Source organism: Streptomyces sp. NPDC049627, from assembly GCF_044465645.1.
In the GTDB taxonomy this organism is placed as follows: Bacteria; Actinomycetota; Actinomycetes; order Streptomycetales; family Streptomycetaceae; genus Streptomyces.
Genome location: NZ_JBITLW010000001.1, coordinates 634,951 through 658,873, shown reverse-complemented (window position 1 = coordinate 658,873; position 23,923 = coordinate 634,951). Strand labels below are relative to the sequence as shown.

General features: G+C 71.0%; 20 protein-coding genes. 16 read left to right on the top strand and 4 right to left on the bottom strand.

Annotated elements, in window-relative coordinates; translation table 11 throughout:
* Positions 1-233 precede the first annotated feature (233 nt).
* Positions 234-1,244: a LacI family DNA-binding transcriptional regulator gene (locus tag ACIBU0_RS02910; protein ID WP_398811749.1), complete on the bottom strand. Its 1,011-nt coding sequence runs from the start codon at positions 1,242-1,244 to the stop codon at positions 234-236.
* A 236-nt stretch (positions 1,245-1,480) separates the two neighbouring features.
* On the opposite strand from ACIBU0_RS02910, the gene ACIBU0_RS02905 reads away from it, so the two are divergent.
* The 7 genes from ACIBU0_RS02905 to ACIBU0_RS02875 all read left to right on the top strand — a co-directional run bounded on the left by ACIBU0_RS02905 (position 1,481) and on the right by ACIBU0_RS02875 (position 11,792).
* On the top strand, positions 1,481-2,767 hold the full coding sequence (locus ACIBU0_RS02905) for an ABC transporter substrate-binding protein (protein ID WP_398810670.1): 1,287 nt from the start codon (positions 1,481-1,483) through the stop codon (positions 2,765-2,767).
* Between the two features lie 6 nt (positions 2,768-2,773).
* Positions 2,774-3,715 carry a carbohydrate ABC transporter permease gene (locus tag ACIBU0_RS02900; protein WP_398810668.1) on the top strand — a complete coding sequence of 314 codons (942 nt, stop codon included), beginning with the start codon at positions 2,774-2,776 and terminating at the stop codon, positions 3,713-3,715.
* The gene (locus tag ACIBU0_RS02895; protein ID WP_398810665.1) at positions 3,712-4,542 is read left to right on the top strand and encodes a carbohydrate ABC transporter permease; all 831 of its coding nucleotides are present in this window, start codon (positions 3,712-3,714) and stop codon (positions 4,540-4,542) included. Before ACIBU0_RS02900 ends, ACIBU0_RS02895 begins: the two co-directional genes overlap by 4 nt.
* Before the next feature lie 47 nt (positions 4,543-4,589).
* Complete coding sequence (locus ACIBU0_RS02890) at positions 4,590-5,846, top strand: glycosyl hydrolase (RefSeq protein ID WP_398810662.1); 1,257 nt, start codon at positions 4,590-4,592, stop codon at positions 5,844-5,846.
* The gene (locus ACIBU0_RS02885; protein WP_398810659.1) at positions 5,843-7,837 is read left to right on the top strand and encodes an endo-beta-N-acetylglucosaminidase; all 1,995 of its coding nucleotides are present in this window, start codon (positions 5,843-5,845) and stop codon (positions 7,835-7,837) included. Before ACIBU0_RS02890 ends, ACIBU0_RS02885 begins: the two co-directional genes overlap by 4 nt.
* Positions 7,838-7,861: 24 nt before the next feature.
* Positions 7,862-10,885, top strand: a complete 3,024-nt coding sequence (locus tag ACIBU0_RS02880) for an alpha-mannosidase (protein ID WP_398810656.1) — start codon at positions 7,862-7,864, stop codon at positions 10,883-10,885.
* A gap of 91 nt (positions 10,886-10,976) precedes the next feature.
* Positions 10,977-11,792 (top strand): N-acetylmuramoyl-L-alanine amidase, encoded by an 816-nt coding sequence (locus ACIBU0_RS02875; protein ID WP_398810653.1) that lies wholly within the window; start codon positions 10,977-10,979, stop codon positions 11,790-11,792.
* A gap of 69 nt (positions 11,793-11,861) precedes the next feature.
* Here the strand turns inward: ACIBU0_RS02875 and ACIBU0_RS02870 are convergent, their stop codons facing one another.
* Positions 11,862-12,578 (bottom strand): FadR/GntR family transcriptional regulator, encoded by a 717-nt coding sequence (locus ACIBU0_RS02870; protein ID WP_398810650.1) that lies wholly within the window; start codon positions 12,576-12,578, stop codon positions 11,862-11,864.
* A gap of 163 nt (positions 12,579-12,741) precedes the next feature.
* Between ACIBU0_RS02870 and ACIBU0_RS02865 the strand changes: the two genes are divergently transcribed.
* The 8 genes from ACIBU0_RS02865 (at position 12,742) to ACIBU0_RS02830 (ending at position 20,604) form a co-directional block, all read left to right on the top strand.
* Positions 12,742-13,815 carry a sugar ABC transporter substrate-binding protein gene (locus tag ACIBU0_RS02865; protein WP_398810648.1) on the top strand — a complete coding sequence of 358 codons (1,074 nt, stop codon included), beginning with the start codon at positions 12,742-12,744 and terminating at the stop codon, positions 13,813-13,815.
* A complete protein-coding gene (locus ACIBU0_RS02860; RefSeq protein ID WP_398810645.1) occupies positions 13,812-15,314 on the top strand; it encodes a sugar ABC transporter ATP-binding protein in 1,503 nt (500 codons plus the stop codon). The genes ACIBU0_RS02865 and ACIBU0_RS02860 overlap by 4 nt, the downstream gene beginning before the upstream one ends.
* On the top strand, positions 15,307-16,332 hold the full coding sequence (locus ACIBU0_RS02855; protein ID WP_398810642.1) for an ABC transporter permease: 1,026 nt from the start codon (positions 15,307-15,309) through the stop codon (positions 16,330-16,332). The genes ACIBU0_RS02860 and ACIBU0_RS02855 overlap by 8 nt, the downstream gene beginning before the upstream one ends.
* A 64-nt stretch (positions 16,333-16,396) precedes the next feature.
* Positions 16,397-17,758, top strand: a complete 1,362-nt coding sequence (locus ACIBU0_RS02850; RefSeq protein ID WP_398810639.1) for an L-fuconate dehydratase — start codon at positions 16,397-16,399, stop codon at positions 17,756-17,758.
* Positions 17,755-18,510, top strand: coding sequence for an SDR family NAD(P)-dependent oxidoreductase (locus ACIBU0_RS02845; RefSeq protein ID WP_398810636.1), 756 nt, complete (start codon positions 17,755-17,757; stop codon positions 18,508-18,510). Before ACIBU0_RS02850 ends, ACIBU0_RS02845 begins: the two co-directional genes overlap by 4 nt.
* Positions 18,507-19,454 carry an aldo/keto reductase gene (locus ACIBU0_RS02840; protein ID WP_398810633.1) on the top strand — a complete coding sequence of 316 codons (948 nt, stop codon included), beginning with the start codon at positions 18,507-18,509 and terminating at the stop codon, positions 19,452-19,454. Before ACIBU0_RS02845 ends, ACIBU0_RS02840 begins: the two co-directional genes overlap by 4 nt.
* Entirely contained in the window at positions 19,451-19,765 is a 315-nt protein-coding gene (locus ACIBU0_RS02835) for an L-rhamnose mutarotase (protein WP_398810631.1), read from the top strand. Before ACIBU0_RS02840 ends, ACIBU0_RS02835 begins: the two co-directional genes overlap by 4 nt.
* Entirely contained in the window at positions 19,750-20,604 is an 855-nt protein-coding gene (locus ACIBU0_RS02830) for an amidohydrolase family protein (RefSeq protein WP_398810628.1), read from the top strand. Before ACIBU0_RS02835 ends, ACIBU0_RS02830 begins: the two co-directional genes overlap by 16 nt.
* 22 nt (positions 20,605-20,626) lie before the next feature.
* On the opposite strand, the gene ACIBU0_RS02825 is transcribed toward ACIBU0_RS02830, so the two are convergent.
* Positions 20,627-21,016, bottom strand: coding sequence for a cupin domain-containing protein (locus ACIBU0_RS02825; protein WP_398810625.1), 390 nt, complete (start codon positions 21,014-21,016; stop codon positions 20,627-20,629).
* Positions 21,017-21,033: 17 nt separating this feature from the next.
* A complete protein-coding gene (locus ACIBU0_RS02820; RefSeq protein ID WP_398810622.1) occupies positions 21,034-22,455 on the bottom strand; it encodes a lipase maturation factor family protein in 1,422 nt (473 codons plus the stop codon).
* Positions 22,456-22,626: 171 nt separating this feature from the next.
* On the opposite strand from ACIBU0_RS02820, the gene ACIBU0_RS02815 reads away from it, so the two are divergent.
* Entirely contained in the window at positions 22,627-23,880 is a 1,254-nt protein-coding gene (locus ACIBU0_RS02815; RefSeq protein ID WP_398810619.1) for a DUF6777 domain-containing protein, read from the top strand.
* Positions 23,881-23,923: the final 43 nt, after the last annotated feature.

Sequence of the window (23,923 nt, the reverse complement as noted above, 5' to 3'; positions counted from 1 at the left end):
GTCCGGTGGGGCGCGCGGTGTTGTCCGCTCGGGTGGGTGTTGCGGTGTGCTCGGGTGTTGGGGTGCGGTGACGTTTGCCTGTCGGGGCGCGCTGTGGCGTCCGTCGTCGGGGCGTGTGATGGTTTGCGTCCGGCGGAGGCGCGCAGTGGCGTCTGCTCGGCTGGGTGGCGCGAGGTGCAGGGGCGTTCGGGCGCGCGGCGCCCTCCGCTCGCCGGGGGTGGCACGAGGGGCCGTCACGCGCCCCGCGCCACCCCCGTGCTGCCCCGCTCGATCAACCGCGGCACCGGCACCCGCACCGCCCGCGCCGACCCCCCGTCCAGCAGAGCGGTCAGCTCGCGTGCCGCCGTACGCCCGAACTCCACGCTGTCCCGGGACAGCGCGGACAGCCACGGCTTGACCATGCGGCACAGTGCCGAGTCCTCCCAGGACACCACCGAGACGTCCCGGGGCACCGAGCAGCCCAATTCGGTGGCGGCGGCGACTCCGGCGAGGGCCATCACGTCGTTGTCGTAGATCAGTGCGGTCGGGGGAGCGGACGCCTCCAGGACCCGCCGGGTCACGGCCGCGCCCTCCGCGTCCGAGTAGTCGGTGGTCACCGACTCGACGCCGGTCAGCCCGCGCCGCGCGGCCTCCGCACGCAGGGTGCGGATACGGCGCTCGGTGTGTGCGAGCCCCGGCAGCCCCGCGATGTGCACGATCCGCCGGTGGCCGAGGGCGTACAGCTCGTCCACGACCGCGGCCATCGCGCCCGCGTCGTCCGCCCAGACGGTGGACAGCCCCGGATGGCGTCCGTCGGGGGCCCCGCCGATCACCACGCCGGGCAGGCCGAGTTCGTCGAGGAGGCCGGGGCGGGGGTCGTCGGTGCGCGGGTCGACCACCAGGACACCGTCCACCCGGTGCTCGGCCCACCAGCGCCGGTAGACCGCGCACTCGTCGTCGATCCCCTCCGCCACCTGGAACAGCAGCCCCAGATGACGCTCCGCCAGCACCTCCTGGATGCCCGAGACCAGCTGGAGGAAGAAGGAGTCCACGCCCAGCGTCTCGGCCGGGCGGGCCAGGACGAAGCCGACGGTGGCGGCGCCCTCGCCGGACAGTGCGCGGGCCGCCGTGCTCGGCCGCCAGCCCAGTTCCTCGGCGACCCGGCGCACCCGGTCGCGGGTGTCCTCGGAGACCCCGGGCCGGCCGTTCAGCGCGAAGGAGACGGCGCTCTGGGAGACGCCGGCATGACGGGCGATGTCCTTCATCGTCGGTCGGCGGACCGGTGACCGCTTGCCTGACACGTTGTTTCCCCAATCCCCCCGGTTCCGCAATCCCCGGAACTTTTCCGCGCCAGTATGCACTAATGCGGTTCAGCTGCGTCAACCTAATGCGCATTAGTCACTAAACAAATTAGCTGCGCGAGATGCATTGACGGGTCCGTGGAGAGGCATGCAAGGTCTGCGTCGTTGGCCAACTCCGCCGCAAAGGAGACCGGTTCGCCGTGCCTGTATCCCGCAGAACCTTCGCTGCCGCCGCCGTCTGTGTCGTCCTGCCGCTGAGCGGCTGCGGCTCCGGCGGCGACGGCGGTCCGACCGACGCCTCGGGGAAGATCGAAGGTGACATCACCTTCCAGACCTGGAACCTGAGGGCGAACTTCAAGGACTACTTCGAGGGCCTGATCGCCGACTTCGAGAAGAAGTACCCCGGCACCGACGTCAAGTGGATCGACCAGCCCGCCGAGGGTTACGCCGACAAGATCAGCGCGGACGCGGCCGGCGGCACGCTCCCGGACGTCGTCAACGTCTCGCCCGACCTGGTCGCCCCGCTCGCCAAGGCCGGACTCGCGCTCGACCTCGACAAGGCTGCCGGGCAGTACAAGAAGGAGTATCTGCAAGGGGCCTGGGCCAGCCATCGGATACCGGGCATGACGGGCACGTACGCCTTTCCCTGGTATCTCAACACCGGCCCGCTCTTCTACAACAAGTCCCTCTTCGAAGAGGCGGGACTCGACCCCGACCAGCCGCCGAAGACGTACGACGAAGTATTCTCCGCGGCCCTGCAGATGGCGAAGAAGACCGACGGCAAGGTCGCCACCCTCGCCAACGTGCCCACCGTCGAGGACTTCGGCCGCTACGGCGTCCCGCTCATGAACAAGGAGGGCACCGCCTTCACCTTCAACGACACCAAGGGAGTCGAACTCCTCACGAAGTACAAGAAGTTGTACGACGCCAAGGCCCTCGACCCGCAGGCGCTGACCGCCACCCCCGAGTCGTCCGGCAAGAAGTTCCTCACCGGGGCGGTCGCGATGAACCCCGGCAGCGCACTCGACCTCGGGAACTTCAAGAAGCAGGCGCCGAACCTGTACAAGAACATCGGGATCACTGATCAAATCACCAGCACCGGTCACGTCAACATGTACGTGATGGGTGTGATGGTCAACGCGCAGACCAAGCGCACGCCCGCCGCGGTCGCCTTCGCCCACTACGTCACCGACGCCGAGCACCAGATGTCGTTCGCCCAGCAGGTCGCCATCTTCCCCAGTACCGCCGGATCGCTCGACGACCCGTACTTCACCAAAGAGGACGGCACCGACGAGACGCGCGTACGGATCGCCGCCGCCAAGTCGCTGAAGAACGCCGTCAATTACACGCCCGTGCTGTTCAGCGAGCAGATGAAGACCGAGCTGCGCAACGAGGTCGCCAAGGCGTTGCAGGGCAAGGAGAGCCCGAAGCAGGCTCTTGACAACGCTGTCGAGGCCTGCGACCGCCTCCTGCGGCAGCAGGGGTAGCGCGCGATGGCCAGCTCGACCCTCTCCCGGGTGCGGCGTCCGGAAGGGAAGGCAGTCAAGCCGGTGAAGCCGGTGAAAGTGCGGCGTCAACTGCCCACCAGCCCCTGGCTGTTCGCCGCACCGGGCCTGCTGATCACCGGCGCCTTCATCCTCTACCCGTTCGTCTCCACCCTGGTCAACGCCTTCACCGACCGCCGCACCCTGATCCCGGGCCGGTTCGTGGGCCTGGCCAACTTCCGCGAGCTGCTGAACGACGACATGTTCTGGATCGGCCTGCGCAACAGCACGCTCTACGTCGTCGGCGTCGTCCCCGCCCTCGTCGTCCTGCCCCTGCTGCTGGCGCTGCTCGTGCAGAAGAACATCCCCGGCATCACCTTCTTCCGGTCGGCCTTCTACACCCCCGTCGTCGCCTCGATCGTCGTGGTCGGGCTGATCTGGGTGTGGCTGCTCGACGAGCGGGGTCTGGTCAACTCGCTGCTGGAGACCATCGGAGTCGGTCGCGTCGGCTTCCTCAGCGACCAGTGGCTGCTCCTGCTGAGCGCGATGGCCGTCACGGTGTGGAAGGGCCTCGGCTACTACATGATCATTTATCTCGCCGCGCTGGCTGATGTGCCGCGTGAACTGCACGAGGCGGCGGCGGTGGACGGGGCGGGTGCGGTGCGACGGTTCCTGACCGTCACGGTGCCCGCCGTCCGCTCGACCATGGCGCTGGTCGGCGCGCTGTCCTCGGTGGCCGCCTTCAAGGTGTTCTCCGAGGTGTACCTGATGGCGGGCCCGAGCGGGGGACCGGCCGGCGAGGACACCACCTTGGTGATGCTCGTCCAGCGCACCGGCACCGGCCTGACCGGCCGCGTCGGTTACGCCTCCGCGCTCTCCGTGGTCGTCTTCGTCGTCACCGTCGCGCTGATGCTGCTCGTGCTGCGGGCCGACCGGAGGGACGAGTCATGAGGGTGATGCGCGCGCGAGAACTGGTGCTCCGGTACGTGCTGCTGCTCGCCGTCCTCGCCCTGACCGTCGGCCCGTTCCTCTGGCAGCTGTCCACGTCGCTCAAGGGGCCCACCGAGGACATCTTCAGCTCCCCGCCGACGTTCCTGCCCAGCGACCCCACTCTGCACAACTACGAGCGGGTCGCCGACACCATCCCCGTCTGGGACTACGCCCTGAACTCGCTGAAGGTCGCCACCGCCAATGTCGTCACCAACTGCGTCGGCTCGGCCCTCGCCGGCTACGCCCTCGCCCGGCTGCGCTACCGGGGCCGCCGCGCGGCCACCCTCGCCTTCGTGCTCGCGATGCTCGTGCCCGTCGAGGGCATCATCATCGCCCAGTTCACGACCATGCGGGAGCTCGGCCTCAACAACACCCTCGTCGGTGTCGTCCTACCGGGCTGCATCAGCGCCCTGAACGTGCTGCTGATGCGCAACGCCTTCCTCAACCTGCCGTACGAGATCGAGGAGGCGGCCTACGTCGACGGCGCGAACGTCTGGCAGCGGTTCCTGCGGATCGCACTGCCGTCCGTGAAGGGGACCCTCGCGGTCGTCGCGATCTTCGCCTTCATGGGCGCCTGGGACGACTTCCTGTGGCCGCTCATCGTGCTGAGCGACCCGTCCAGGTTCACGCTGACCATCGGCCTCAACTATCTGCACGGTACCTTCGCGGGCGACGAACGGCTCGTCGCCGCGGGCACGATCATCGCCGTGGCACCGCTGATCGTCCTCTTCGCCTGTCTGCAGCGGTACTTCTTCCGCGGCGTGGGCGAGGGCGCCGTCAAGGGCTGACCTCCCTGACCCTCCGTGCCTCCCCCACCTCCGTCACAAGGACACGCATGCCTCCTGCCGTGCGCTTCGGCGTCAACTACACCCCGAGTGAAGGGTGGTTCCACCACTGGCTCGACTTCGACCTCGACTCCGTGCGCGCCGACCTCGACTCCATCGCGGCGCTGGGCCTCGACCACATCCGGGTCTTCGCGCTGTGGCCGTACTTCCAGCCGAACCGCTCGCTGATCCGGGGGCGGGCCGTCGAACAGCTGCTCCAGCTCGTCGACGCCGCCGCCGAACGGGCCCTCGACGTCAACGTGGACGGTCTGCAGGGCCACTTGAGCAGCTTCGACTTCCTCCCGGCCTGGACCCGGACCTGGCACCGCCGCAACCTCTTCACCGACCCGGACGTCCTCGACGGCCAGGCAGCCTACCTGCGCACCCTCGCCGCCGCGCTCGCCGACCGGCCGAACTTCCTCGGTATGACCCTCGGCAACGAGGTCAACCAGTTCTCGGCGGACCCGCACCCCGACCCCGACCGCGCGACCGGGGCCGAGACCGACCACTGGCTCGCCCGCATGCTCGCCGCCTGCGAGGAGGGCGCCCCCGGCAGGCTGCACCTGCACGCCGAGTACGACGCCACCTGGTACCAGGACGACCAGCCGTTCACCCCGGCCCAGGCCGCCCGGCACGGCGCCGTCACCGCCGTGCACTCCTGGGTCTTCAACGGCACCGCCCAGCGCCACGGCCGCACCTCCGTCCCGACCGAACACCACGCCGCGTACCTCGTCGAACTGAGCAAGGCCTGGGCCGACGACCCGCACCGCCCCGTCTGGCTCCAGGAGGTCGGCGCGCCCGCGCCCCTGATCCCGCCCGAGCACGCCGCCGCGTTCACCGAGGCGACGGTGGCCAACGCGCTGGACTGCCCGGACCTGTGGGGCATCACCTGGTGGTGCTCCCACGACGTCTCCCGGGACCTCGCCGACTTCCCGGAACTGGAATACGGCCTCGGCCTGCTGACCAACGACCGGAAACCGAAGGAGACGGCCCGGGTCCTGGAGCGCGCGGCGAGCAAGCGCAGGCAGGCGCCCGCGCCCCGCACCACCGCGCTCGTCGTCCCGGCCGACCCGTCCACCCGCTCGCGCTGCGCCCCCGGCGGCCCGGTCTTCGACGCCTGGTTCCGGCTGGCAGCCGACGGCGCCCGCCCCACCACCGTCCTCGACACGCGCGCCGCGGACCTGGACCACCTCTCGGCGCGCGGCATCACCGAGGTCGTCACTCCCGATCAGGTACTCCCCACCCCGCAAGGAGGAACCCGTTCGTGAACCCCACCAGACGCACCGTCCTGCTCGCAGCGGCAGGGTCCGCCCTGTTCCCCCCGGTGGCGGCGGCAGCGGCACCCGCCGCACTCCAGCCGTACGCCTCCTACTGGTACCCCGACTCCCTGCCCGCCGGCACTCCCGGCAGCGGCATCACCTGGCGCAGCCTCAAGGCCTGGCGCCCGGCCGAGGACGCCGACCTCGCCTTCAACGCGGCCTCCGTACCGCTCGCCCCCCGCTTCACCCCGACGCCCGCGAACGCGACCGCCCGCCCCGGCCAGGCGCGGATCCAGGCGCTGGTCTCCTTCGGGCCCACGTCGAGCAACCCCTCACAAGGGTCGGCGACGGCGGACTACTACGCCCTCACCCACTGGGCGTACATCGACGAACTCGTCTTCTGGGGCGGCTCGTCCGGCGAGGGGCTGATCCTCGCGCCGAACGCCCCGATCGTGGACGCCGCGCACCGGCACGGCGTGCCCGTCCTCGGAAACGTCTTCCTGCCGCCGGTCGCCTATGGCGGGCAGCTGAGCTGGACCCGGGACCTGGTGCAGAAGGACGCTGCCGGGCGCTACCCGCTCGCCGCCCGACTGGTGGCGGTGGCTTCGGCGTACGGCTTCGACGGGTGGTTCGTCAACGCCGAGACCGGGGGAGGGGACGCGGCCCTCGGGGCGGACATGCTGGGATTCATGCGGGAGCTGAAGTCGCTCGCGAGAGCTGCCGGTCAGCGGGTGACCTGGTACGACGCGATGACCGTGAACGGCGCCGTGAGCTGGCAGGGGGCGCTCGACTCCCAGAACGAGGCGTTCTTCCGGGCCGCCGACGACATGTTCGTCGACTTCCGGTGGACGGCGGCGAAGCTCGCGGCGTCGGGGCAGCGGGCCGAGCGGCTGGGGCGCAGCCGCTACGAGCTGTGGGCGGGCGTCGACGTCGAGGCGAACGGCTGGAACGCGGCCGTGAACTGGGACGCGATCGTGCCGCGCGACAAGGCGCACGTCGTGTCGGTCGGCTTCTACCGGCCCGAGTGGACGCGCAACCATCTACCGGCGGACCGACGGGCTCCGGAGGACTTCCACGCCGCCGACGACCGGTTCTGGACCGGGCGGTCACTGGATCCGTCACGGCCGGACGGCACGGACGGCTGGCGTGCGCCCGCGGTGTCCGTCGCCGACCGGTCGACGGTCACCTCGCTGCCGTTCGCGAGCGTGTTCAACACCGGGCACGGGCTGCGGTGGTACGAGGAGGGGTCCGTCACCTCGGACACCCCCTGGAATCACCTCGGGCTCCAGGACCGGCTGCCGTCCCGGCGATGGGTGGTGCGAACGGGAGGGCAACGGCCCACCGTCTCCTTCGACTTCGCGGACGCATGGCGGGGCGGCAGCAGCGTGCTCGTGGACGGCGCACTGGACGAACCGGCCACGGTGGATCTGTACGCCGTACGGCTGCCGGTCACCGGGGACACGATCGTCGAGCTGACACACCGCGTCGATACCGGTGCCGTGCGCGTCGAGCTCGCCGTCGCCACCGCCGACCCGAGCGCACCCGGGGCGACCCCGCCGTACACCTTTCTGCCTGTGGAGCCGGTCGGCGACGGCTGGCGGACGGCGAGCGTACGGCTCACCGGCCTGTCCGGGACGGCGCACGCGATCGGTGTACGGCTCACCGCGGCCGAGGGCCCGGTGCGGTGGCGGCTCGGCAGGCTCGCGGTGCACGACACGGCCCGTACTCCCGCCGCCCCCTCCGGCCTGCGGATCACCGCGGCTTCCGCAGGGGACCTGCGCCTGGCCTGGAACGCGGCCCCCGGCGCCGTACGCCACTACACCCTGCACCGGTTGCTGCCGGACGGCACCCGGCGCTTCCTCGGAGCCACCTGCCAGCGCGCCTGCTTTCTCACCGGGCTCGAGCCCGAACAGGGGGAGCGGGCGGCGAGGTTGGAACTGCGTGCCGTAGGGGAGCTGTACACCTCGTCGGACCCCGTGACCGTGACCCACCCCTGGTGAACCGAGCCTTGGAGGGCATCTCGCATGCATGACGACCGCAGCCTGGTCGAGGCCCGTCTCAAGCGCGTCCTCGACGAACGCCTCCGCCCCGCCGTGTACCCCGAGTCCGTGCCGCTTCAGGTCGCGGTGTGGCATGCGCCCGGCGAGCCGGTGCCGGTCGCCGAGGGGCTCGCGGCCGAACCCGAGCCGATCGCCGTGGGCGCCCGCTGGGGTGCCCCCTGGGGCACCAGCTGGTTCACGGTCACCGGGACGGTACCCGAGGCGTGGGCCGGCCGGACCGTCGAGGCGCTCCTCGACCTCGGGTTCGACGAGAACATGCCCGGCTTCCAGTGCGAGGGCCTGGTGTACCGGCCCGACGGCACCCCGGTGAAGGGCCTCAACCCGCGCAACCAGTGGGTCCGCATCGGCGCGCCCGTCGAGGGCGGCGAGGACGTGCGCCTGCACATCGAGGCCGCCTCCAACCCCGTCATCCTCGACTACCACCCCTTCCTGCCCACGCGGCTCGGCGACAAGGAGACCGCGGGCAGCGACCCGCAGTACACGCTCACCCGCATGGATCTCGCCGTCTTCGACGAGACGGTGTGGCAGCTCGTGCTCGACCTGGAGGTGCTCGGCGAGCTGATGGCCGAGCTGCCCGTGGAGTCGGCGCGCCGCTGGGAGATCCTGCGGGCGGTGGACAGGGCGCTGGACGCGATCGACCTCCAGGACGTGAACGGTACGGCGGCGCAGGCGCGGGTCCGGCTGGAGACGGTTCTGTCCGAGCCCGCCGCCCCTTCCGCGCACCGCATCAGCGCCGTCGGCCACGCCCACATCGACTCGGCGTGGCTGTGGCCGCTGCGCGAGACGGTCCGCAAGGTGGCGCGTACGACGTCCAACATGACCGCGCTGCTCGACGACGAGCCCGAGTTCGTGTTCGCCATGTCCCAGGCCCAGCAGTGGGCATGGGTGAAGGAGCACCGGCCCGAGGTGTGGGCGCGGGTGAAGAAGGCGGTGGCGGACGGGCGGTTCGTGCCGGCCGGCGGGATGTGGGTGGAGTCGGACACCAACATGCCGGGCTCGGAGGCGATGGCCCGCCAGTTCGTGCACGGCAAGCGGTTCTTCCTCGACGAGTTCGGCATCGAGAACGACGAGGCGTGGCTGCCCGACACCTTCGGCTTCGCCGCCGGACTGCCCCAGATCATCAAGGCGGCCGGCTCCAAGTGGCTGCTGACGCAGAAGATCTCCTGGTCCCGAACCAACAGGTTCCCGCACCACACCTTCCAGTGGGAGGGCATCGACGGCACCCGCGTCTTCACCCACTTCCCGCCCGTCGACACCTACAACTGCTCCATGAAGGGCAGCGAGATCGCCCACGCGGCCCGCAACTTCAAGGACAAAGGCGTCGCCCGGCACTCCCTGGCCCCCACCGGCTGGGGCGACGGAGGCGGCGGCACGACCCGCGAGATGGTCGGCAAGGCGGCACGCCTGCGGGACCTCGAAGGCTCCGCCACCGTCGTCTGGGAGACCCCCCAGGAGTTCTTCAGGAAGGCCGAGGCCGAGTACCCCGACCCGCCCGTCTGGGTCGGCGAGCTCTACCTCGAACTGCACCGCGCCACGCTCACCAGCCAGGCGAAGACCAAGCAGGGCAACCGCCGCAGCGAGCACCTCCTGCGCGAGGCCGAGCTGTGGGCCGCGACGGCCGCCGTACGCACCGGATTCCCTTACCCCTACGAGGAGTTGGACCGCATCTGGAAGACGGTGCTGCTGCACCAGTTCCACGACATCCTGCCGGGGTCGTCGATCGCCTGGGTGCACCGGGAGGCACGCAAGACGTACGAGCGGATCGCCGAGGAGCTGACCGGGATCATCGGCGCGGCCCAGCATGCCCTGGCGGGGGAGGGGGAGCGGCACCTGGTGTTCAACGCCGCCCCGCACACCCGCGACGGCATCCCGGCGGGCGGCGCCGGGACACCCGCGGCCACGGGGCGGACGCAGATCACGCCCAGGGACGGCGGCGGCCACGTCCTGGACAACGGTCTGCTGCGCGTCGAGATCGACGGACAGGGCCTGGTGGTCTCCGTGTACGACACCGAGGCCGACCGGGAGACGATCGCGCCGGGCAGGGCCGCGAACCTCCTCCAGCTCCACCCCGACTTCCCGAACATGTGGGACGCCTGGGACGTCGACGAGTTCTACCGCAACACGGCCACCGACCTGACCGAGGCGGACGAGATCACCGCCGACGAGGACGGAACCTCGGTGCGGATCGTCCGGTCCTTCGGCGCCTCACGCGTCACCCAGCAGCTGTCGCTCGCGCCGGGGGAGCGGAGGCTGCTGATCGACACGGAGGTCGACTGGCACGAGACGGAGAAGTTCCTGAAGCTGGCCTTCCCGCTCGACGTGCACGCGGAAAGGTACGCGTCGGAGACCCAGTTCGGGCACTTCTTCCGTCCCACGCACACCAACACCAGCTGGGAGGCGGCCAAGTTCGAGGCCTGCAACCACCGCTTCGTCCACCTGGAGGAGCCGGGCTGGGGCGTCGCCGTCGTCAACGACTCGACGTACGGCCACGACGTGACCCGCACGGGCCGCGCCGGCGGCGACCGCGGTACGACCACCACCGTGCGCGTCTCCCTGCTGCGTGCCCCGCGCTTCCCGGACCCGGAGACCGACCAGGGCGTCCACCGCTTCCGGCACGCCGTCGTGCCGGGCGCGGCTATCGGGGACGCGGTGCGTGAGGGCTGGCGGATCAATCTGCCGGAGCGGCGGATCACCGGTGCCCGGGAGGTGGCCCCGCTGGTGACGGTGGACCGGGACGCGGTCGTGGTCACGGCCGTCAAGCTGGCCGACGACGGCAGCGGGGACGTGGTGGTGCGCCTCCACGAGGCCCACGGCGGCCGGGCGCGGGCCACGCTGACGGCGGACTTCGAGGTCACCGACGTCACGGCGACGGACCTGCTGGAACGCCCGCTGCCCGGGACACCGGCGCACGACGGCCACCGGATCTCCGTGCGGCTCCGGCCCTTCGAACTGGTGACGTTGCGGCTGCGGCGGGCCGGCGCCCACTGACGGAGAAATGCGGCGCGTCGTGGTGCGGCGGACGGCAACTGGCCCCACACTCAAGGAGGTTGGCGTTTCCATTACGCCTTGGAGGCACAAGTTGAAACTCGTCACGCGCGCCCAGCTCGGCTGGCCCGCATCCGCCGCACCCACACAGACCTCGGCCAAGGGCGTGAAGGTCCACTACGAAGGCGCGCCCGTCAGCGTCGAACTCCTCGACGACCACGATCTCTGCATCGCCGAGTGGAAGTCGATCCGTAAGTCCCATCTCGCCGACAAGGAGGAGAACTACTCCGACATCGCCTACAACTACGGCGCCTGCCCGCACGGTTACCTCCTGGAGGGACGCGGCCTCGGCAAGCGCACCGGGGCGAACGGCAACCAGACCCTCAACCGCGCCCACTACGCGATCGTCGGTCTGGTCGGCAGCAAGGGCCTCACCGAACCGACGGACGCGATGCTCGGCGCGATCCGGGACGGCATCGAGCTGCTGCGCCGCCACGGCGCCGGAACGGAGATCAAGGGGCACCGGGACGGCTACGCCACGGCGTGCCCCGGAAAGCACCTGTACGCCTGGGTGCAGAAGGGCGCCCCGCGGCCCGGCGGCTCACCGAGCGTTCCGGGCCCGCGCCCGGTGATCGACGTGTCGAAGGTGGTCGCCGCGGCCCGGCACGACCCGGCCAAGCCGGGCACGCCGGTGTCCTACTCGGGCGTGAAGACCGTGGAGAAGGCGCTCGTCGCGGAGGGCCTCCTTGAATCGAGGTTCGCCGACGGCCACTTCGGCACGACGACCGTGAAGGCGTACGCCGCCTGGCAGCGCCGCTGCGGCTTCAACGGCGACGACGCCAACGGCATCCCCGGGCAGGTGTCACTGGAGAGGCTCGGGGAGGAGCACGGCTTCGACGTGAAGCCGTAGTAGCGAAGCCAAGAGCCGGGCCGTTCCCCTTGCACGGGAGATGAGGGGAACGGCCCTCGGCGTGTGCGCTCAGCCGCCGAGCTGCGTCCGCAGCCACTGCTCCACTTCGCCCACGTGCGCGGCCGCCGCGGCCCGGGCCGCCTCCGGGTCGTGGGCGACCAGGGCGCGATGGATCGCGGCGTGTTCGCGGCGGGTGCGGGCGAAGGCACCCTCCTCCTGGTAGCCCCGCCAGACGCGGGCGCGGAACGTGCGCGAGGACAGGCCCTCCAGGATCGCCGCCATGGTCTCGTTGCCGGCGGCGGCCGCGATCTCGCGGTGGAAGGCCAGGTCGTGGGCGAGGATCTCCTCGGGGTCGTCGGTGGCGTTCATCGCGGTGAGGTGCTTCTCGACCTGCGCGAGCTGGTCCGGCGTGATCCGCGCCGCCGCCAGGGCCGTCGCCGTCGACTCCAGGATGCGGCGCACCTCCAGCAGCTCCACCAGGCGCGGGCCCCGCGAGAGGTCGGCGACCACACCGAACGTCTCCAGCAGATCGCCGGCCTCCAACTGTGTGACGTAGATGCCCGAACCGTGCCGGGCCTCCAGCACCCCCAGCACCGTCAGCGCACGGATCGCCTCGCGCATCGAGCTGCGGGAGATGCCGAGCTGCGCCGCCAGATCACGCTCGGTCGGCAGCCGCTGGCCGGGCTCCAGCCGCCCCTCCGCGATCATCGCCTTGACCGCCTCGATGGCGCGCTGCGTCACGGTGCCCTTCTGCGGGGCCGCCTCGGCCGTCTCGTCCGCGTTCACGCCATTCCTCCTGTCACCGGTGCGCCGCAGTCTAACCAGTGAGGTGGTCCGACCAATACGGTCTCGGCGCGAGAAAATCTGGGGTTGAAGGGTGTTGTTTCCGCGAAGTGGTCTGATAAATATGCGGGCATCTGCTCGAACACGCTCAACGAGGAGCCGCCAGATGCACGGCAGTACAGCGCGGAAGCAGAACAGGTCACGGAACGTCGGCGTGATGGCCCTGGCCATCGGCGCCTCGCTCGCGCTCGCCGCGTGCGGCAGCACCAAGGACACCGGCGCGTCCGGCGCCGAAGGCGGCGGCGGTTCCGGCAAGGTCGGGGTGATCCTGCCCTTGCTGACCTCGCCGTTCTGGCAGTCGTACAACGACTACGTGCCGAAGATGGCCGACTCCGGAGGCGTCGAAGCGCTCAAGACGGTCAACTCCAACAGCGACCCCTCCCAGCAGATCACCGACATCAACAACCAGCTCAACCAGGGCGTGAAGGGCCTCGTCGTCGCCCCGCTGGACAGCGCCGCCATCGAGGCGGGCCTCGACCAGGCGGAGCGCAAGGGCGTACCGGTCGTCGCCGTCGACGTGGCGCCCGACAAGGGCAAGGTCGCGATGGTCGTACGCGCCGACAACGTGGCGTACGGCGAGAAGGCCTGCCAGTACCTCGGCGAGCAGGTCCCCTCCGGCAAGGTCGTGCAGATCATGGGCGACCTGGCCTCCGTCAACGGCCGCGACCGCTCCGAGGCCTTCCGCGCCTGCGTGAAGAAGAACTTCCCCAAGCTGAAGGTCCTGGAGATCCCCGCCAAGTGGGAGTCCGACACCGCGGCCTCCAAGCTGGACACCCTCCTCAACGCCAACCCCGACATCAAGGGCATCTACCTGCAGGCGGGCGGCGTCTATCTCGCGCCGACCGTGCAGACCCTGAAGTCGAAGGGGATGCTGAAGAAGGCCGGGCAGGCCGGTCACATCACGATCGTCTCCAACGACGGCATCCCGCAGGAGTACGACGCCATCCGCAAGGGCGAGATCGACGCGACCGTCTCGCAGCCCGCCGACCTGTACGCCAAGTACGGCATGTACTACATCAAGGCGGCGATGGAGGGGAAGACCTTCGAGCCCGGCCCCACCGACCACGACTCGACCATCGTCAAGCTGCCCAGCGGCATCCTGGAGGACCAGCTGCCCGCCCCGCTGGTCACCAAGGACAACGTCGACGACCCCAAGCTGTGGGGCAACACGGTCAAATGACGACGGCACTCGTTGAAGCCCGGGGCATCGTCAAGCGCTACGGCCCCACCACCGCCCTCGCCGACGGCCGGCTCACCGTGCTGCCCGGCGAGTCCCACGCCCTCGTCGGCCGCAACGGCGCCGGCAAGTCGACCCTGGTCACCGTCCTCACCGGCCTCCAGGCGGCCGACGAGGGCGAGGTCCGCTTCGACGGCGAACCGGCGCCCCCGCCGGCCGACCGGGACGCCTGGCGCCGCAAAGTGGCCTGCGTCTACCAGAAGCCGACGGTCGTCCCGGAGCTGACGGTCGCCGAGAACCTGTTCATCAATCGGCAGCCCCTTCAACGCGGGTTCATCAGCTGGCGCAGGCTGCGCACCGAGGCCGCCGAACTCCTCGCCACCTGGGACGTGCACGTCGACCCCGAGGCCCGCACCGCCGACCTCAAGGTCGAGGACCGGCAGATGGTGGAGATCGCCCGGGCGCTCAGCTTCGGCGCCCGCTTCATCATCCTCGACGAGCCCACCGCCCAGCTCGACAACCGCGAGATCGAGCGTCTGTTCACACGGATGCGGGCGCTGCAGGACTCCGGCGTCACCTTCCTGTTCATCTCGCACCACCTCCAGGAGGTGTACGAGGTCTGCCAGACCGTCACGGTCCTGCGCGACGCCCGCTGGATCACCACCGCCCCGGTCGCCGAACTGCCGCGCCGGGCCCTGGTGGAGGCCATGGCGGGGGAGTCCATCGAGGTCATCGCCGAACAGGCCGTGGACCCCGGGGACGTCGACCACGACGCCCCCGTCCTCCTCGACGCCCGCGGGCTCACCTCACCGGCGTACGAGAACATCGACCTCACCGTCCGCCGGGGCGAGGTCGTCGGACTCGCCGGGATCAGCGGCAGCGGCAAGGTGGAGCTGGCCGAGTCCTTCGCGGGGCTGCACACGCCCACGCAGGGCACGGCTCGACTGGACGGGGAGCCGCTGCCGTTCGGGGACGTGCGGGCCGCGCTGGAGGCCGGCGTCGCCTGCGTGCCGCGCGACCGGCACGACCAGGGACTCGTCGCCGGCATGACCATCGGCGACAACGCCACCATGAGCGTCCTCGACCGGCTCGGCCGCTGCGGCTTCGTCGGCACCGACCGCAAGCGCGGCTTCGCCACCGCCCTCATCGAACGCCTCGACATCCACACCGAGGGCCCCGACCAGCCCGTCTCCGACCTGTCCGGCGGCAACGCGCAGAAGGTCGTCATGGCCCGCGCCCTCGCCTCCGACCCCCGGCTGCTCGTGCTGATCAACCCCACCGCCGGCGTCGACGTGAAGTCCAAGGAATCCCTGCTCGCCCGCGTGGACAGCGCCCGCGAGGACGGCATCGCCGTACTCGTCGTCTCCGACGAACTCGACGACCTGCGCCGCTGCGACCGCGTCCTCGTCCTCTTCCACGGCCGTGTCGTCGCCGAGCACCCGGCGGGGTGGCGCGACCACGAGCTGATCGCCTCCATAGAAGGAGTGGACAACCATGGCTGACACCAAGGCCCCGCCGGCCCTGCCCGTGAAGGTGCCGGACGCCCGTGCCGCCAGGACGGTCCTACTCCGCCGCGCCCGCGAACTCGCCCTGGTGCCGGCCCTGTTGCTCCTCATGGTGCTCGGCGCGGTGGTCAACGACTCGTTCCTCACCGAGCGCAACCTGATCTCGATCCTCGGCGCCTCCGCCGCGCTGGCGATGGTGGTGCTGGCCGAGTCGCTGGTGCTGATCACCGGCAAGTTCGACCTGTCCCTCGAGTCGGTCGTCGGCATCGCGCCCGCCGTCGGAGCCCTCCTCGTACTGCCCGCCGCCCAGTCCGGCTGGGGCGCCGAACTCCCCGCCGCGCTCGCCCTGTTGGCGGTCCTTGTGGTGGGCGCGGCCGTCGGTGCCTTCAACGGCATCCTGGTCGTGAAGTTCAGGCTCAACGCGTTCATCGTGACGCTCGCGATGCTGATCGTCCTGCGCGGGCTGCTGGTCGGCGCGACCAAGGGCAAGACGCTGTTCGGGATGCCCGACAGCTTCTACTCCCTCGCCACCACGACGTTCCTCGGCGTCCCGATGTCGGTGTGGCTCGCGGCGGCCGCGTTCGCGATCGCCGGGTTCGTGCTGAAGTACCACCGCATCGGGCGCGCGCTGTACGCCATCGGCGGCAACGCGGACGCCGCCCGCGCCGCCGGGATCCGGGTCGAGCGGGTGATGCTCGGGGTGTTCGTCGTCGCAGGGACGCTGGCCGCCGTCGGCGGGATCATCCAGACCGGGTACGTCGGGGCGATCAGCGCCAACCAGGGCAACAACATGATCTTCACCGTGTTCGCGGCCGCGGTGATCGGCGGCATCAGCCTCGACGGCGGCAAGGGCACCATGTTCGGCGCGCTGACCGGCGTACTCCTGCTGGGTGTCGTACAGAACCTGCTCACCCTCGCCCAGGTGCCGTCGTTCTGGATCCAGGCCATCTACGGCGGAATCATCCTGGTCGCCCTCATGATCGCCCGCGTGACGACGGGGCGCGCCCAGGACTGACCCGAGCCGACCCCCGTCATCGGCGTCACCGACGCAACCGACGTCACCGACCGAAAGGCCCTCTGTGTCCCCGACCCCCGGCACCCCTGCCCGCATCACCGCGGTCGACACCCACGACATCCGCTTCCCCACCTCGCGCGAACTCGACGGCTCCGACGCGATGAACCCGGACCCCGACTACTCGGCCGCCTACGTCGTGCTGCGCACGGACAGCCCAGAAGGCGCCGACGGCCTGGAGGGGCACGGGTTCACCTTCACCATCGGGCGTGGCAACGATGTCCAGGTCGCCGCGATCGAGGCACTGCGCGGGCATGTCGTCGGCCGGTCCGTCGACGAGCTGTGCGCCGACCCGGGGACCCTGAACCGCGCCCTGATCGGCGACAGCCAGCTGCGCTGGCTCGGCCCCGAGAAGGGCGTGATGCACATGGCGATCGGCGCGGTCATGAACGCCGTGTGGGACCTGGCCGCCAAGCGCGCCGGCAAACCGCTGTGGCAGCTCCTCGCCGACGCCGACCCGGAGTGGATCGTCCGTCAGATCGACTTCCGGTACATCACCGACGCCCTCACGCCCGAGGAGGCGCTCCAGCTCCTGCGCGGTGGGCGGGAGGGCGCGGACGAGCGCGGCGCCCGGTTGCTGGAACGCGGCTATCCCGCCTACACCACCTCCGCCGGCTGGCTCGGCTACGACGACGAGAAGCTGACCCGGCTCGCCGCGCAGGCCGTCGCCGACGGCTTCCGGCAGATCAAACTGAAGGTCGGCGCCGACCTGGAGGACGACGTACGGCGCTGCCGCGTCGCCCGCTCGGTGATCGGGCCGGACATCCGCATGGCGATCGACGCCAACCAGCGCTGGGACGTGGCCGAGGCGATCCGCTGGACCAAGGCCCTCGCGGAGTTCGACCCGTACTGGATCGAGGAGCCCACCAGCCCCGACGACGTCCTCGGCCACGCGGCCGTCCGCGAGGCGGTCGCCCCGGTGAAGGTGGCCACCGGCGAACACGTCCAGAACAGGGTCGTCTTCAAGCAGCTCCTCCAGGCCGGCGCCCTCGACGTCCTCCAGATCGACGCGGCCCGCGTCGGCGGCGTCAACGAGAACCTCGCGATCCTGCTCCTCGCCGCCAAGTTCGGCGTGCCCGTGTGCCCGCACGCGGGCGGCGTCGGGCTGTGCGAACTCGTCCAGCACCTGTCGATGTACGACTACGTGGCGCTCACCGGCACCACCGAGGACCGCGTCATCGAGTACGTCGACCATCTGCACGACCACTTCCTGAACCCGGTGGTGATCAGGGAAGGTCACTACACGGCACCCACCGCACCGGGCTTCTCGGCCGCCATGCGGCCCGAGTCGATCGCGCGGTACACGTTCCCGGACGGCGCCTTCTGGGCCGCCGACCTCCAGGCGCAGAAGAAAGGGCAGGCTGCATGAGCGACTTCGAGGGTCTCAGGGCCCTGGTGACGGGAGGCGCGTCCGGCATCGGACGGGCCACGGCCGAACTCCTCGCCGCGCGCGGTGCCCAGGTCGCCGTCCTCGACCTGGACCCGTCGTCCGTCGAGAAGCCGCTGCTGGCCTTCCGCGCCGACGTCGCCGACGACACCTCCGTACGCGAGGCCGTCGCGGCCGCGGTGGCCGACCTCGGCGGACTGGACGTACTGATCAACAACGCCGGCATCGGCGCCCTGGGCACCGTCGAGGACAACGACGACGCCGAGTGGCACCGGGTCATGGACGTCAACGTCGTCGGCATGGTGCGGGTCGCCCGGGCCGCCCTGCCGCACCTGCGTGAGTCGTCGCACGCGGCGATCGTCAACACGTGCTCCATCGTGGCGACGGCCGGGCTCCCGCAGCGGGCGCTGTACAGCGCGTCCAAGGGCGCCGTGTACTCCCTCACCCTGGCCATGGCCGCCGACCACGTCCGCGAGGGCATCCGCGTCAACTGCGTCAACCCCGGTACGGTCGACACGCCCTGGGTCGGCCGCCTGCTCGACGCGGCCGCCGACCCGGCCGCCGAACGCGCCGCCCTCGAGGCCCGCCAGCCCACCGGCCGCATCGTCTCGGCCGCCGAGGTCGCGGGCGCCATCGCCTACCTGGCGAGCCCGCTCTCCGGGGCCACCACCGGCACCGCCCTCGCCGTCGACGGCGGCATGCAGGGCCTGCGCCTGCGGCCGGTGAGCCAGTGAGCATCCCCCGGGGACTCGGCTTCGGAGCCGCCGCCCTCGCCGGCCTCTACACCGAGGTCACCGACGAGCAGGCGCATGAGGCGCTGTCCGCCGCCTGGAGCCGCGGCATCCGCTACTACGACACCGCACCCCACTACGGCCTCGGGCTGTCCGAACGCCGCCTCGGCGCGGCGCTGCGCGAGCACCCCCGCGAGGAGTACACGGTCTCGACCAAGGTGGGCCGCCGTCTGGAACCTCAGGCCGACGGCGGCGACGACCTGGCGAACGGCTTCGCGGTCCCCGCCACGCACCGCCGCGTCTGGGACTTCACCGCGGACGGCGTGCGACGCACCCTGGACGCCAGTCTGGAACGGCTGGGCCTCGACCGCGTCGACATCGTCTACCTCCACGACCCCGACGACCACGCCGAGCAGGCCTTCCGGGAGGGCTACCCGGCCCTGGAGAAGCTCCGCTCCGAGGGCGTGGTCGGCGCGATCGGCGCCGGCATGAACCAGGCCGGGATGCTCACGCGCTTCGTCCGCGACACGGACGTCGACGTGGTGCTGTGCGCGGGCCGCTACACGCTGCTCGACCAGAGCGCGCTCACGGAACTGCTGCCCGCAGCCGTGGAACGAGGCGTCTCCGTCGTGATCGGCGGTGCCTTCAACTCCGGTCTGCTCGCGGATCCGAAGCCGGGGGCGACGTACAACTACGCCCAGGCGCCGGGTAAGTTGCTGGACAGGGCGGTGCGCATGAAGGAGATCGCGCGGCGGCACGGCATCACCTTGCGAGCCGCCGCGCTGGCCTTCTGCGTAGCCCATCCCGCCGTGGCGAGCGTGCTGGTGGGGGCCCGCTCCGCCGATGAAGTCCACGACTGTGCCGATCAGTTCGCCACACCGGTCCCCGCCGCCTTCTGGCAGGAGCTGCGGGACACCGGACTCCTGCGCACCGAGGAGCCGTCATGAGGGTCGCCCTGCACACCAAGATCCGCGCGGACCGCGTCGCCGAGTACGAGGCGGCCCACCGCGAGGTCCCCGAGGAGCTGACCGACGCCATCCGGGCCGCCGGTGCCTCCTCGTGGACGATCTGGCGCAGCGGCACCGACCTCTTCCACGTCCTGGAGTGCGAGGACTACGGCCGCCTCCTGGCCGAGCTGGAGAAGCTGCCGGTCAACGTGGCCTGGCAGGCCCGCATGGCCGAGCTGCTGGACGTGGTGCACGACTACTCCGGCGAGGGCGCGGAGGCCGGCCTGCCCGTCGTATGGGAGCTGCCGTGACGGTCGTCGACGCACACCACCATGTGTGGGACCTGTCGGTGCGGGACCAGGACTGGATCACGGGACCCGGACTCCAGCCCCTCAGAAGGAACTTCACCGTCGCCGACCTGACCCCCGAGGCACGGGCGGCGGGAGTCGACCGCACGGTCCTCGTCCAGACGGTCACGGTCGCCGAGGAGACCCCGGAGTTCCTGGCCCTCGCCACTGAGTACGAGCTGATCGCGGGCGTCGTCGGCTGGACCGACCTCACCCGCCCGGACGTCGCCGACGAACTGGCGAGGCTGCGGGAGCTGCCCGGCGGGCGGTACCTCAAGGGGGTCCGCCACCAGGTGCAGGGCGAGCCCGATCCCCAGTGGCTGCTGCGGGCGGACGTGCGCCGCGGACTGGCCGCCGTGGCCGACGCGGGCCTGGTCTACGACCTGGTGGTCCTGCCGCACCAGCTGCCGGCCTGCGTCAAGGCCGCCGCGGACCACCCCGGCCTCACCTTCGTCCTGGACCACCTGGGCAAACCCCCGATCGCCTCCGCCGAGCGGGAGCCCTGGGAGACATGGGTCCGCTCTCTGGCCGCCCTCTCCAACACCGTCTGCAAGCTCTCCGGCATGGTCACCGAGGCGGACCTCGCCTCGTGGTCGGTGGACGCCCTGCGCCCGTACGCCGACGTGGTCCTGGAGGCGTTCGGCCCGGCCCGGCTGATGTTCGGCTCGGACTGGCCGGTGTGCACGCTGGCGGCGTCGTACGGGCAAGTCGTCGCTGTCACAAGCGAGTTGACCGCCGCGCTCTCCGGCTCCGAACGCACACAGGTCTTCGAGGACACGGCCACCCGCGTGTACGGTCTCTGACGTCAGGCCTGCCTGCCCGGCCTCAACCCTGCTCGGGCCCCTCGACGTTGAAGGTCGATTCACCTCCGGTGCCCGCTCGCACGACGATGATGTCGGCAGCCTCCGCCGTCGGGTTGCTCTCCCGGTGAACGGCGCCCTTGGGCACGTGGACGAAGTCGCCCGGGCCGGCTTCCACCGTATCCGCGCCCCCGGGGCCGAACTCCATCCTCAGCGCTCCGGTGAGGACGTAGATCACCGACTCCCACTCGCCGTGATGATGCCATCCGGAGACCATGCCGGGCTCGGTGCGGACGAATCCCGACCACGTTCCCTCGGTGGCGAACGCCTGCTGACGGTCCATCCCCGGTGTGCCGGGCCCCGGCCTTCTGTCCCGCGGAGTGACGACCCTGACCTGACCCTGCTGACGGTCCATGACAACTCCTTTCACCCTCACGACCTCTGAGCCACCCCCGTCAACCGCGTCGGCGGCAGATACTCGCGCACATACGTCCGCTCCCAGCACGCCCCCGTCTCCCGCAGCTCACGCCAGGTCGTGTACTGGTAGCGGAAGAGGCGGGCGCGGATGTAGCGGGGCGGTGCGTCGGGTGGGAACGGCGAGCGGCGCAGCAGCTTCAGCGTGTCGCGGTCGTTCTCCAGGAGCCGCTCCACCAGGGCGCCGAACCATGATCCGGCGTACGCGGGCGACAGCGCGGCGAACCACATCAGCCAGTCCAGCCGGAGGTGGTACGGCGCGAACTGGCGCGGCCAGCGCCGGGGATCGCCCGGTTTGCCCTTGAACTCGTACTCCCGCCAGTCCGAGTCCTCCCGCGGCACCTCGTCGGCGGTGCCCTCGATGACCACCTCGTAGCGGATCCGGCTGACGCTGCCGAACGCGCCGTAGGTGTTGACCAGATGCAGCGGGTCGAAGGAGCGGTTCATGATCTGGCGGCGGGAGATCATGTTGGCGACGGGGTGGTAGCTGAGGAACAGCAGCAGCGCGGCGACCGCCAGCACCACGATCTCGTACCACAGCGGTGTGTCCGGCACGGACGGCGGATCGCTCGGGAACTCCACCGCCGACAGGGCCAGCACGATGGTGATCCAGTTCAGCCAGGAGAAGTTGCCCGACAGGACCAGCCACAGCTGCGTCACGATCATCAGGGAAGCGGCGGCCGTCGCGATCGGCTGCGGGGTGAAGAGCAGGACGGGTACGACGAGTTGGGTGACGTGGTTGGCCGCCACCTCGACCCGGTGCGCGGGCCTCGGCAGATGGTGGAAGAACCAGCTCAGCGGGCCCGGCATCGGCTGGGTCTCGTGGTGGTAGTCCAGACAGGTGAGCTTGCGCCAGCAGGCGTCGCCGCGCATCTTGATCAGTCCCGCGCCGAACTCGACGCGGAACAGGATCCAGCGCAGCAGGAACAGCACCACGATCGGCGGCGCCACCTCGTCGTTGCCGAGGAGGACGGCGAGGAATCCGACCTCCAGCAACAGGGACTCCCAGCCGAACGAGTACCAGGTCTGGCCGACGTTGACGATCGACAGGTACAGCAGCCACGGGATCAGCCACAGCAGCATCGCGGCCCACAGGGGCACGACGGAGTCCAGCCCGCCCAGCAGCGCCGCCGACACCGCGCAGCCCGACCAGGCGCAGACGGCGAAGAACCGGTCCGAGTAGCGGAGCTGGAACAGGCTCGGGGCGGCCTTGAAGGGCACCCGCTCGACGAAGCGCGGCACGGGCAGCATCCCGCGCTCACCGATCAGCGCCCGGAACTGCAGGGCCGCCGTCAGGAACGCGACGAGGTACACGCCGGCCAGAGCCCGCTGGAAGACCAGCCGGCTCGTCCAGTAGTCCGGTGCGATGAACCAGTCCACAGCTGCGTCCTCCTTTCTTCATTGTCGCGCCGGAGGCCCGTGCGACTCGTACCCGCGTGACTCTGCGTATACCACCTCTCCGCTTGCGTAACCCAAGAGAGTGAAGCAGACAATGGTGGCGAAATACCCGATAACCGGCGGGAGGATGTGGTGCGGACCGTGGTGCGGACCGTGGTGCGGAGATCCGCGGGGGCCTTCGTCACGGCCTGCGTGCTCTCGGCGGCGCTGCTCGTCGCCGGATGCGGCGGCGGGAGCCGGGGCGCGGAATCGGGCGGGGAAGTCTTCCTCGAACCCGCGGCGGCCAAGGGGCCGGATCCCTTCACCGACTCCACGGCGACCACGACGGCCCGCCCGTCCCCGGTCACCCGAACGCCTGCGCCGTCGCCATCGGGGCGGACCGGGCCGCAGCAACTGTCCGGCGGCACGCCCGGCCTCTACGGCGGTACCCGGGGAACCGGCAGCTGCGACGTGCGGCGGCAGATCGACCAGCTCACCTCCGACCCGGGCCGTGCCCGCGTCTTCGCCCGGGCCGCGGGCATCTCCCACGCCTCGATCCCCGGGTATCTGCGCTCTCTGACCTCGGTCGTCCTGCGCGCCGACACCCGGGTCACCAACCACGGGTTCCGGGACGGTCGCGGGACCGGCTACCAGTCCGTCCTGCAGGCGGGCACCGCCGTCCTCGTCGACGATCACGGTGTGCCCCGTGTCCGCTGCGCCTGCGGCAACCCGCTCACTCCGGCCGACCGCCTGCCGGACAACCCGGGCACCAAGGGCCGGTCGTGGTCCGGATACCGGCCGGACCGGGTGGTCGTGGTGGCCCCGACGGTTCAGGTGATCACCGACATCACGATCATCAACATGGTCGACAACACCTGGATCGAGCGGCCGGTCGGCCATCAGGGGCACGACCGCGACCATGTCCTGCCGCGGCCGAAGCCTGTGACACCCACCCAGGTCCCGCACCCCCACGACAGCGGTTCCGGCGCCTCGCCCGGCGACGCGGGCCGCTTCCCCACGGCCGAGGGCACGTCCCCGCCCAGCGGGCGCACCTCCCCGGAGACCTCGCCGGGCGACTGCGTGACACCGACGGCCACCGTCACGCCGGGCGCCACCGACGGCACACCGGCCGAGACCGCTTCGGACACCGCGGAAACCTCGGACACCCCGAGCTCCGGCCCGGCACACTGCCCCACGGCCACGGTCACGGCGTCGCCCCGGCAGCCCGGTGCCCCCGATACCGGAACCGAACCGGAGACCTCCCCGCCATCCCCCCAATCCCCGCGGCCCTCGGGCTCCCCGGAGGAGACCGGCCCCGAGACCGTCCCGGACAGCCCCGACCTGCCCGACGGCGGCGGGCTGGTCCCCGACGGGCCGCGCACCACGGACAGCATCTTCGCCAGCCCTGTCGATGTCTTCGCCGGCTGACCGAAGCCCACGGCACACCCCGGGCGGCGGGCGAAGCAAATCC